Source organism: Paenibacillus turicensis (assembly GCF_017873435.1).
GTDB classification, from domain to species: domain Bacteria; phylum Bacillota; class Bacilli; order Paenibacillales; family Paenibacillaceae; genus Fontibacillus; species Fontibacillus turicensis.
Genome location: NZ_JAGGKG010000005.1, coordinates 212,794 through 223,163, shown reverse-complemented (window position 1 = coordinate 223,163; position 10,370 = coordinate 212,794). Strand labels below are relative to the sequence as shown.

Genomic DNA, 10,370 nt, shown 5'->3' with positions numbered 1-10,370 from the left:
CTTACATGACTTCTCCAACTGCCATTCTGTCAATGAATGAAAACCTGAGAACGAGTGAGCAAACAAGAGAAAATATTAATTTATAGTGGGAGGAATTTGATATGGAAAATCAAACATTAATCAGAAATTTAGAGCAAGCAAGTGTAATTAGATTAGATCAACAAGTGACTGTTGAACCACAACAAACTTCTAGCATGACGTTGGTTCAACGCCCTAATTTCGGGATGACTTTGTTTGCTTTAGATAAAGGGCAAGAAATTAAAAAGCATTCCTCCCCAGGAGATGCGATGGTTAATGTCATTGAAGGTGTTGCTGAAATTACTATTGGTGATGATGTGTATAACGTACGTGCAGGTGAAACGATCATTATGCCATCTACAATTCCGCATGGTTTACGAGCAGTAGAAGATTCATTCAAAATGCTTTTAATTATTGTAAAGCCTTAGTTTTGTAGCACGGTAAGAGGAGAGGAGGGGACGAGATGACAAAACATGAGGTAGGACACACCTTTTTAGCTAGACTTGGCAAAAAACGCCTGCGACCGGGTGGGATTAAGGCTACCAACTGGTTAATAGAGCAAGCAAATTTAAATGAAGGTAAGAAAGTGCTTGAAGTTGCATGTAACATGTGTACCACCTCGATGGAGCTTGCTAAAACATATGGTTGTCACATTACAGCGGTAGATATGGATCCACGTGTGCTGGAAAAGGCAAGACACAACATTGCAAGTAACAACCTAGAACATAAAATTACACTTCAACAAGCCAACGCTATGAAATTACCATTTGAGAATGAAACGTTTGATGTTGTTTTTAATGAAGCAATGTTAACGATGTTAAACGGTAAATCAAAGCAAAAGGCGATCTCAGAATATTATCGTGTACTTAAGCCGGGTGGCATCTTGCTTACGCATGATGTGATGCTTGCTAAAGAGGATATGGCGGACACGATTGAGGCGTTACGCAAAACGATTCATGTCAATGTTGAGCCATTAACTTTAAGCCGTTGGGAGCAGGTGTTTAAAGAGGAGGGTTTTGCAGTCTCGACCTCTCATGGGGATATGAGCCTGATGTCCCCTAAAGGTATGATTCGTGATGAGGGTCTATTAGGAACCTTAAAGATCATTAGCAATGGTCTTAAAAAAGAAAATCGTGGCATGTTCAAAAAAATGTATTCCTTTTTTAATCATCCTGAGGTGAAGATGGAGTATATTGCGGTGGCTAGTAGAAAATAGTGAAAAGTAGATTCAAAATAAAATTCGTGGTTGACCATAATGGAGATGGAAGCTACGAAACAGAGAGTTCTTCCAATCGTTGTTAAAATCAGATTCCTATATTGAAGTATATTTATGGATGGAATTTGATTTTAAGAGACGAACGCTCCGCTTTTCCAGAATCTCTCTGTTCCTTCGCTAGCTTGGGTTGTTGGTCAACCACGAATTTAAACGATGAACCAAAATTTTAGTATTTTCTTGAAAATTTAATTTTAAACAAGATTCCACTTTATCGGGTAGCCCCCCTATCTGTTGGTTACCACAATTGAAACCCTAGGAATTTTTACTTGATTTCAAATTGTGTAATATTAAATTTAAACAAATAAGGAGTTGGGCATTACATGCATATCAAACTAGATGAGTTGGCTGGCCACAAACTTGCTACTGCACTAGGGGAGCGTCCTGGATATTTTAAAATTTTTTATGATACAGAAGGTTGTGGATGTGAAGGGATCAATGTGCTGTTGCTTGTTGATGCCCCATTACAAACTGATTTGAACGTCCCCTCAGACCAGTTCCATTTTATTGTAGACCAGCAGCATCAAATTTTTTATAATGAGCAATTATATTTAGAGGGTGATCCAGAATTCCCTACGTTTAAATTGTTTAGTGACAATTCCAACTACGGCACTCGTGTTCAAATTAGAGATTTACGAGTTGAAAAGTAATTATTGAGTTAAAGTCTACTTTAAGGTTTATAGTAAAACATAGGGACATAACTATGATACACCTATGCTAAAATTAAAAATCTTTTAAGGAGGACTTTTTGATGCAATATACGTATTTAGGTAAGTCAGGACTTAAGGTAAGTCGTCTATGTTTAGGGACTATGAATTTTGGCACACAAACAGAGGAAAAAGAGGCATATAAAATTATGGATGCGGCTTTAGATGCGGGCATTAACTTTTTTGACACCGCAAATGTTTATGGTGGAGCTGAGGATCGAAAAGGACTAACTGAAGAAATTTTAGGACGTTGGTTCAAGCAAGGTGGAGGCAGACGTGAAAAGGTTGTGCTAGCAACTAAAGTATATGGAAATATGAATAATGAGTTGGATGGTCCAAATGATGCAAGAGGGCTGTCAGGTTATAAAATAAGAAGAAGCTTTGAAGCCTCGCTTAAGCGACTACAAACCGATCATGTGGAGTTATATCAAATGCACCATATCGACCGAAATGTAGGTTGGGATGAGTTATGGGGGGCTTTTGAATCCCTAGTTCAGCAAGGTAAGGTAGACTATATCGGCTCTAGCAACTTTGCAGGCTGGCATATTGCGTTAGCACAAGCTGCGGCAAAGGAACGTCATTTCCAAGGGCTTGTGTCTGAACAACATCTCTATAATTTATTGCAGCGAACACCAGAGCTTGAAGTAATTCCATCAGCAGAACATCATGGGCTTGGTGTCATTCCTTGGAGCCCACTTGCAAGTGGATTGTTAGGGCGTAACGCTTTAGCGGGAACAGGAAAACGTAGTAAAAAAACAGAGGAGATCGAAAAGCATCGTACACAGCTAGAACAGTTTGCGACTTTATGCCAAGAGCTTGATGAAGCAGAGGACGTGGTTGCCCTCGCTTGGGTATTGTCTAACAAGGCAATAACCGCTCCGATTATCGGACCAAGAACACTGGAGCAACTAGAGGATTCATTACGTGTTGTGGATGTCGTCCTTACAGAAGAAGTATTAGCTAAACTAAATGATATTTTCCCTGGACCAGGTGGACCAGCCCCAGAAGCTTATTCTTGGTAATCACTTTACTGGATTAAACTTTCTTTAATAAATCAAGAAGCCTTTTATAGTCCGGTTGTGACTTCAATTTGTGCGGATTTACAGCAATCGGACTTTAATAGGGCTAAAGCCATACATTTATCCAATCATAAAATTAATATTCTAAGCTAGATTCATTCGCAATGTCTTGAATCTCCTCAGGGGTAATGATAAACAATTGATAGCCATCCACCATACTTTTTTTTCTAGCACGCTCTTTAATGTATTTAGGGCTAGCCGCTCCATTTTCTTCATCATATAACAGTAAAATACCGTCTGTTTTACGAAGCAATAAATCATCTCTTGCTGAAAATTGCCAGCTACCACTGTATTCCTCTTTACTTACCGAAGTAACAAAGTCTACCTTTGTAGTGATTCCTTCATAATAAAGTTGCTTTTCTTCACTCCATTTACTTTCTTGATTACTAAAAGCAGTAATGATCGCACATTTAAGCTGGGGAAATTGTTGCTTTAGTGTAAGTGCAACCTCACAGGCCCACAAGTCTACACCGTATTGCCCTCCAGTAATGACCCATTCTAACCCTTGATCGATAAGAGGCATAAGTCTATTCATAATGGCTTGCTTTATAAAAGGAATGCCAGCATGCTTTTGGTTAAAGATACCAAGCTCTTGTGCGCGATAGCCAGTGACAAGCAGATTTTTGATCATAATTAGGTTGTCTCTCCTAAAAATAGTTTTAAATTGAGGATCTATTGGATTCTATAATCTATAATCTCTATTCTATTATATCACTATAGCTTCTTATATCATAAAAAAGTGTTGCGTTACTATTTTATTTATGGTATTATCTTCTTGTTATCCTTTCTGAGGATATACTACTTTCGGGACGTAGCTCAGCTTGGTAGAGCACCTGGTTTGGGACCAGGGGGTCGCATGTTCAAATCGTGTCGTCCCGATAATTGTAAGATTGGCTTATGTAATAAGCCCTACAGAAAAGGCTTAACGAGAAATTAATTTTCTTGTTAAGTCTTTTTTTGTTATGACACAATTATAGTGTGCTGATAACCTGCTTATGTTAAAGTTGATTCATCGATAAATATAATCTAATTCATATAAATTTTTAAATGTGAACCTAAATAGAATAGTTTTTCTACAAGGAGGCGTTAGTGTGAATATTGTTTCGACTAAAAAAATAAATAGAGCGCTGATTACGCAGTTTTTTGCAACCCAGTGGGGAAGTGCTGAGATGGTTATATCCTCTGGAGTGTATCAGGGTGATGAATTAGATGGATATGCTGCACTTGATGCTGATGAGGACATTGTTGGACTAATTACATATGTTCATAGAGAACAAGAGCTAGAAATTATTTCTTTAGATAGCTTGAATGAGGGTCAAGGTATTGGAGGTCAGCTACTAGTGATGATAGAGCAGGAAGCAAACCGCCTTCATTGTGAAAATGTGAAGCTAATTACGACCAATGACAATTTAAGAGCCTTGAAATTTTACCAAAAACGAGGGTATCGAATTCAAAAGGTTTATTCTGATGCTGTGGTAGAGGCAAGAAAAATAAAACCGCAAATTCCTCTGCTTGGTTATGATAATATCCCGATTTGTGATGAGTTATTGCTCGTGAAAAAAATAAGACATCATGTCTAATGGTGTATATTTCCTACTGTCTAAGGTCAAACTAAACATTAAATAATGACCGATAGAAGGGGATATAACGTGAATATCTTCGCGATAAGTAAGCATCTAAGAAGACGAATGAGAAGGTGGCGTAGAGCGATTTGGACAGGTCTAGCCTGTTTCCTTGTTGCAATTATGGCTTGGAAAGGACTTGCGCTTTCTAAGCAGATGGAAGCTTTAATGACAAGTGAACCGATTGTGAAGGAAACGTTAGGCTTGCTACAGGATACTAAATTGCAGGATGAAGTTACGCCCGATTGGCTTAAAGATATCCAACGTTCAGGTCAAGCTAAAATTGTACATTTGAGTAAAAAATATATATGTGGAGAGGAAACGACGGTGTTAGGCATTATGAAGCCAGATGAAATCACATCGTTGTTAAAGGAGCATCCTGACTGGATCGGACGGATCGGAAATGGTGGGGATGTGTGGCTGGAGGAGCATGTAAATGCATTGTCTACGGAATGTGAGCGAAATGGATATTTTGGGATTGATCGGTTAGGCAATTTAAGTTTATTTGACGGTTCGCCAAAAGAAGAAAAGGTGCTGAAAACTTTTTTTCAACTTGATGTAGAAACGATGGAAAGTGTATTGCCGCAAAAGGAAATGGAGCAAATCCGTAAAGGGATACGCGTTCAGGATGTAGAGGAATTTGATAGTGTATTATCTACGTTTAGTGAATTTGCGGTAGGTGCAACTGAAGGAGTTATTACGCAAACGGAGTCAAAATGATAAAAAGAGCTTCTAGCCATCCACGATAGAGTGTGAGCTAGAAGCTTTTTTACATTTTCACATCATTGATCAACTATTTTGATCAACGATTCTGTTGTAACTTAAGCGTTATTCACTTGTGTTTTTGTAACGAAAACTTTATTTGTATACACAGGTTTAGTAATTGGACGAAATCCTTGTGCCAACTGTAGCTCAAATTGTTGCTCTGTGACAATATCTTGCGATGAGAAACCTAGTAATACATCAAGCTGGATGTTCTCTAAGCCAAGCTCCATATTTACGTTGTGGTAACCAAGGGAATCATAAGCAATTTCGAAGGTCAACATTGCTGCTTCTTTTGGCGCTATTGTAATTCGCTTGTATGCCTTTAATTCACGTTCAGGCTGAAGCACGCTTGCGTACTTTTTACGTACATAAACCTGCACCACCTCATCACCAGCACATGCTCCTGTATTCGTAATTGTTGCCTTAACCGTAATCCCATCTTTGTGCTGTAGCATTTCCACCTCGCTTGCTTCAAACGATGTATAGCTAAGGCCATAACCAAACGGGTAAAGTGGAGCTACGTCCATTTCTAAGTAGGTTTGCCGCCAAAATTGTTTATGGCCTGTTGCTAGCTGAGCGTAGTACACAGGCACCTGACCAAGCGCTTTAGGCAAAGTGACAGCAAGCTTGCCACCTGGGTTGTTCATACCAATTAATGTTTCAACGATGGCTTCTGCTCCGCACATCCCTGGCTTCCATGCCTCAAGAATAGCCTTCATCGTGTTGCTTTCCTCTAACAGCTCTAGTGGACGACCGTTGCATAATACTAATACGACAGGACGTCCCGTAGCATGTAACGCGCGGAGTAGCCTTTTTTGCTCATGGGATAAGCCAATTTCAATACGGTCTGTAGATTCACCACTATCATTGGTCCCTCCCATGCCACTTGTATCCCCACATACCGCGATAATCACATCTGCATCCTGAGCGATCGCGACAGCGTCTTCAATTTGCTCAAAATCTGGGCTGTTATGATAGTTAAAGGTATCCTTAAGTCCTTGGGCATACACGACCTCCGTGTGTGGCAAAGCTAGCTTTAATGCCTCATATACGGTGGGGATGTCGTGATACAAATCCTCATAACGTGTTTGTTGCTTTTTAAAAAATAGTGCCTTTGTGAGCATCTCTTCCTCTGATAAATTTTCAGCCCCTCTAAACATATCTTCTATATGTGAAGGATAGGAGTAATCGCTATACGCAAACTTTTTGCTATGTGCTAGTGGCCCTATAACAGCGACTTTTCGCAGCTTAGGATTAGTTGGGTCTAGAGGTAAAAGCAGCCCTTCATTTTTGAGCAAGGTCATCGAACGGAGCGCCATTTCCTTAGATATGGCGATCATTTCTGGCGTACAAAGGGATACATCAACTTTTTCTTCATCAACATAAGGATGATCAAACAAGCCCATGCGGAATTTGAGCGATAATATTTTATAGACTGCGGCATCTACAAGTGCAACTTCTACGATTTCTTTTTCAACTAAGTCCTGTAAATATTTTGCAAACATAAAATCAATCTCACATTCAATGCCTGCCTCTATCGCAAGTTTTGTTGCTTCCTCTTGTGTACGGCAATAATCATGAAATGAGTTGATAAGCTGAATACCTGTTCCATCGGATAGTGTAATTCCTGTAAAGCCAAGCTTATCCCGTAACATGTCTCGTAAAAGAGTGGAAGAAGCGTGAACGGGAATTTGATCAATGCTATGATAAGCTGCCATTACACTTAAAGCACCTCCATCACGAATCGTAGCCGCAAAAGGAATGGCATATCCGTCTAGCAGTTCACGTTCAGTCACATGGATTGGTGCACAGTTGCGCCCCCCATCACTAATCCCTTGGGCAACAAAATGCTTTAATGTAGAAATAACACCTTGGGATAGATCTTGAGATTGCAGACCCTGAACATAGGCAACACCATATTGACTTGTTAAGTAAAAATCTTCACTAAAGGATTCCTCACATCTTCCATAACGTGGATCACGAATTACATCAATGACGGGGCCCAGCGCCCAACGTTCACCTGTCGCGAGCATTTCCTGGCGCATCGCATCTGCCATCTTAGTGATTGGTGCTTCATCAAACATTGCACCCGCTCCGATATTTTGTGGATATAGGGTATGTCCTCGACTAAGTACTCCTGAGGTCGCCTCTGTCATAAAAAATACGGGAATGCCTAGGCGTGTGCCCTCAATAAAATGTCGCTGAATGGTATTCATGACCTTTGCTATTTCATGCGGTAACAGATCTGTCGCTCCACCGATACGGGCAATATACCCACATCCATGTGGGATATGGCTTGTCGCTAGCTCTGCTGAGAAGGTAAAGTGCTCTACACTCGTAAGTAAATCCCCTAAACGTGTCGAGGTGAGCTGAGCAATTTTTTCTGGTAAAGTCATGTTAGAGATTAAATCTTCTGTTCGTTGTTGCCATGAGTAGGATGAATTACGATAAATTGCAGTTGTCATTTTATTAATTCTCCTCTTTTTTCAATTATGAAAACTCAAGCAATCAAGGATGAAGTAAATGTATGTATGCGCTTTAATGATTGTATTTCTTATTATACTATTCGTTTTGCACAAAAAATAGCAGAATACCACAACTATTATCCAAGAACTAATGTAAAATAGATAGAAGCAAAATAGATACAGCTTATCTATGTCTGATAGGCATGAATTGTGTATAATGAATACATATGTTCGGTTAGCTTGAAGGTGGGGAGAGGAAAAGTCGTGAGAATATTAGGAATTGACCCGGGGATTGCCATTGTGGGCTTTGGGTTTATAGATAAAGTGGGACATAAAATCACTCCCGTTCAATATGGCTGTATTCAGACAGAGGCACATACACCAGATGAGGAGCGTCTACTGCATGTTTATGAAGCAATGGTACAATTGATAGAGAAATATAAACCAGATACGGTTGCCTTTGAAAAGCTATTTTTTAATCGGAATGTCACCAATGCGATGTCTGTGAGTCAGGCTAGAGGGGTGCTTATTTTAGCTGCAAAGCAAAAAGGTTTACCCATTGCAGAATATACGCCTATGCAGGTGAAGCAAGCGATCGTTGGGTATGGAAAAGCTGAAAAAAAACAGGTTCAGGAAATGACCCGTATGTTTTTGAAGCTACAAGCGATACCTAAGCCAGATGATGTAGCAGATGCACTTGCAGTAGCGATTTGTCATGCACATTCATACACACTAAATTCTAAAATAAATGAGGTATTAAAATCATGATTGATTTTTTACGGGGGGAAGTAGCGTACATTGAAGCTGATTATGTGGCGCTTGATGTGCAAGGTGTAGGTTATCAGGTTTATTGTCCTAATCCATTTTACTATAGTGCAAAAAGCACGAAACCTAACTCAGTGGTAACGATTTATACGCATCATCATGTACGTGAGGACGCCATTTTATTATTTGGTTTTACGAGTCAAGAGGAACGACGTTTATTCCGTAAGCTTATCGAGGTTTCTGGAATTGGACCGAAGGTTGCCTTAGGGATTTTAAGCGGTGGCAATCCTGATGCCGTTATCGCAGCGATTCATCAAGAAAATATTAATTTCTTAATTAAGTTACCTGGGATCGGGAAAAAAACCGCACAACGGATGATCCTAGATCTCAAAGATAAATTGAAGGATATGGGGGCTCCCTCATTATTTGATGACTTTGCTGTTGTGGAAGCGAGTGCCAAAGAGTCTAGCTCTAGCTGGCAAGAGGCAAGAGAAGGCCTCAAGGCGCTAGGGTATACAGATTCAGAGCTTGACTCGGCATGGAAGAAATTGCATGATCAGATTTCTGCTAACGATAGCATTGATGTTGTCATGAAGAAGGCGCTTAAACTGCTGTATGCAGGCTCATAAGTGAAAGAGAGGAGGAAAAATAGGTGGATGATCGCATAATTTCTGCGAATCTGATGATGGAGGATCAGGCGGTTGAATTCAGTCTTCGCCCTCGTTATTTAGCGGAGTATATCGGACAAAATCAAGTGAAGGAAAACTTGAAAATATATATTGAGGCAGCCAAAATGCGCAAGGAAGCGCTAGACCACGTATTGCTATATGGCCCGCCGGGGCTTGGTAAAACGACGCTTGCGAACATTATTGCAAATGAGCTAGGAGTAAGCCTTAGAACAACCTCAGGCCCTGCGATCGAACGACCTGGCGACTTGGCGGCACTATTAACGAACTTACAAGAAGGTGATGTGCTTTTTATCGATGAAATTCATCGTTTAAATCGCTCGGTAGAGGAGGTTTTGTATCCTGCTATGGAGGATTATGCGCTGGATATTATGATCGGTAAGGGCCCAAGTGCTAGATCCGTGCGGCTAGACTTGCCTCCATTTACATTGATTGGGGCTACTACACGTGCAGGACTGTTATCTGCGCCACTCCGCGATCGTTTTGGTGTTGTTAGCCGATTAGAGCTGTATACGATGGAGGAGCTAAGCTACATTGTTTCACGTGGTGCAGATATTTTTGGAATCGAAATTATTGGCGATGCCGCAGATGAAATTGCACTTCGGTCAAGAGGGACCCCTCGTATTGCTAACCGCTTGCTGAAACGGGTAAGAGACTATGCACAAGTACGTGGAGACGGCATGATTACGCCTGATATTGCCAAGGAATCGTTAAAGATGCTACAGGTTGACCCGATGGGGCTTGATTTAATCGATCACAAAATGTTGAATGCGATGATTACTAGCTTTCGAGGGGGGCCAGTTGGCCTGGATACGATTGCGGCGACGATTGGGGAAGAAAGTCAGACGATTGAAGACGTGTATGAGCCCTATTTGATGCAAATTGGTTTTATTCAGCGGACCCCTAGAGGAAGAACAGTGACTGCTGCTGCGTATCATCATTTAGGATTACCTCTACCTGAGATGTGAAATTAAGAATAAAGTTTTTATG

At 40.5% G+C, this 10,370-nt stretch carries 11 protein-coding genes and 1 tRNA gene; 10 read left to right on the top strand and 2 right to left on the bottom strand.

Features of this window, described 5'->3' with window-relative positions; translation table 11 throughout:
• Positions 1-101 precede the first annotated feature (101 nt).
• The 4 genes from J2Z32_RS07625 to J2Z32_RS07610 all read left to right on the top strand — a co-directional run bounded on the left by J2Z32_RS07625 (position 102) and on the right by J2Z32_RS07610 (position 3,020).
• Positions 102-446 (top strand): cupin domain-containing protein, encoded by a 345-nt coding sequence (locus tag J2Z32_RS07625; protein WP_210088583.1) that lies wholly within the window; start codon positions 102-104, stop codon positions 444-446.
• A 35-nt stretch (positions 447-481) separates the two neighbouring features.
• Entirely contained in the window at positions 482-1,234 is a 753-nt protein-coding gene (locus J2Z32_RS07620; RefSeq protein WP_210088582.1) for a class I SAM-dependent methyltransferase, read from the top strand.
• Positions 1,235-1,614: 380 nt separating this feature from the next.
• Positions 1,615-1,941, top strand: a complete 327-nt coding sequence (locus tag J2Z32_RS07615; protein ID WP_210088581.1) for an iron-sulfur cluster biosynthesis family protein — start codon at positions 1,615-1,617, stop codon at positions 1,939-1,941.
• 101 nt (positions 1,942-2,042) lie between these two features.
• Positions 2,043-3,020 carry an aldo/keto reductase gene (locus tag J2Z32_RS07610; RefSeq protein WP_210088580.1) on the top strand — a complete coding sequence of 326 codons (978 nt, stop codon included), beginning with the start codon at positions 2,043-2,045 and terminating at the stop codon, positions 3,018-3,020.
• A 133-nt stretch (positions 3,021-3,153) separates the two neighbouring features.
• Here the strand turns inward: J2Z32_RS07610 and J2Z32_RS07605 are convergent, their stop codons facing one another.
• The gene (locus tag J2Z32_RS07605; RefSeq protein WP_210088595.1) at positions 3,154-3,705 is read right to left on the bottom strand and encodes an SLOG family protein; all 552 of its coding nucleotides are present in this window, start codon (positions 3,703-3,705) and stop codon (positions 3,154-3,156) included.
• 177 nt (positions 3,706-3,882) lie between these two features.
• On the opposite strand from J2Z32_RS07605, the gene J2Z32_RS07600 reads away from it, so the two are divergent.
• The 3 genes from J2Z32_RS07600 (at position 3,883) to J2Z32_RS07590 (ending at position 5,419) form a co-directional block, all read left to right on the top strand.
• Positions 3,883-3,956: transfer RNA gene (locus tag J2Z32_RS07600), tRNA-Pro, on the top strand.
• Positions 3,957-4,168: 212 nt separating this feature from the next.
• A complete protein-coding gene (locus tag J2Z32_RS07595) occupies positions 4,169-4,657 on the top strand; it encodes a GNAT family N-acetyltransferase (protein ID WP_210088579.1) in 489 nt (162 codons plus the stop codon).
• A gap of 69 nt (positions 4,658-4,726) precedes the next feature.
• The gene (locus tag J2Z32_RS07590; protein ID WP_210088578.1) at positions 4,727-5,419 is read left to right on the top strand and encodes a BofC C-terminal domain-containing protein; all 693 of its coding nucleotides are present in this window, start codon (positions 4,727-4,729) and stop codon (positions 5,417-5,419) included.
• 101 nt (positions 5,420-5,520) lie between these two features.
• On the opposite strand, the gene J2Z32_RS07585 is transcribed toward J2Z32_RS07590, so the two are convergent.
• Positions 5,521-7,929, bottom strand: a complete 2,409-nt coding sequence (locus tag J2Z32_RS07585) for a glycoside hydrolase family 3 N-terminal domain-containing protein (RefSeq protein ID WP_210088577.1) — start codon at positions 7,927-7,929, stop codon at positions 5,521-5,523.
• A 264-nt stretch (positions 7,930-8,193) separates the two neighbouring features.
• Here J2Z32_RS07585 and ruvC point away from each other — a divergent pair, with 264 nt between their 5' ends.
• From ruvC to ruvB, 3 genes are read left to right on the top strand one after another with little or no spacing between them, the layout of a single operon-like run.
• Positions 8,194-8,697, top strand: coding sequence for a crossover junction endodeoxyribonuclease RuvC (gene ruvC / locus J2Z32_RS07580; protein ID WP_210088576.1), 504 nt, complete (start codon positions 8,194-8,196; stop codon positions 8,695-8,697).
• Entirely contained in the window at positions 8,694-9,323 is a 630-nt protein-coding gene (gene ruvA, locus J2Z32_RS07575) for a Holliday junction branch migration protein RuvA (protein WP_210088575.1), read from the top strand. The genes ruvC and ruvA overlap by 4 nt, the downstream gene beginning before the upstream one ends.
• A 23-nt stretch (positions 9,324-9,346) precedes the next feature.
• Positions 9,347-10,348 carry a Holliday junction branch migration DNA helicase RuvB gene (gene ruvB / locus J2Z32_RS07570; RefSeq protein ID WP_210088574.1) on the top strand — a complete coding sequence of 334 codons (1,002 nt, stop codon included), beginning with the start codon at positions 9,347-9,349 and terminating at the stop codon, positions 10,346-10,348.
• The last annotated feature ends 22 nt before the right edge of the window (positions 10,349-10,370 follow it).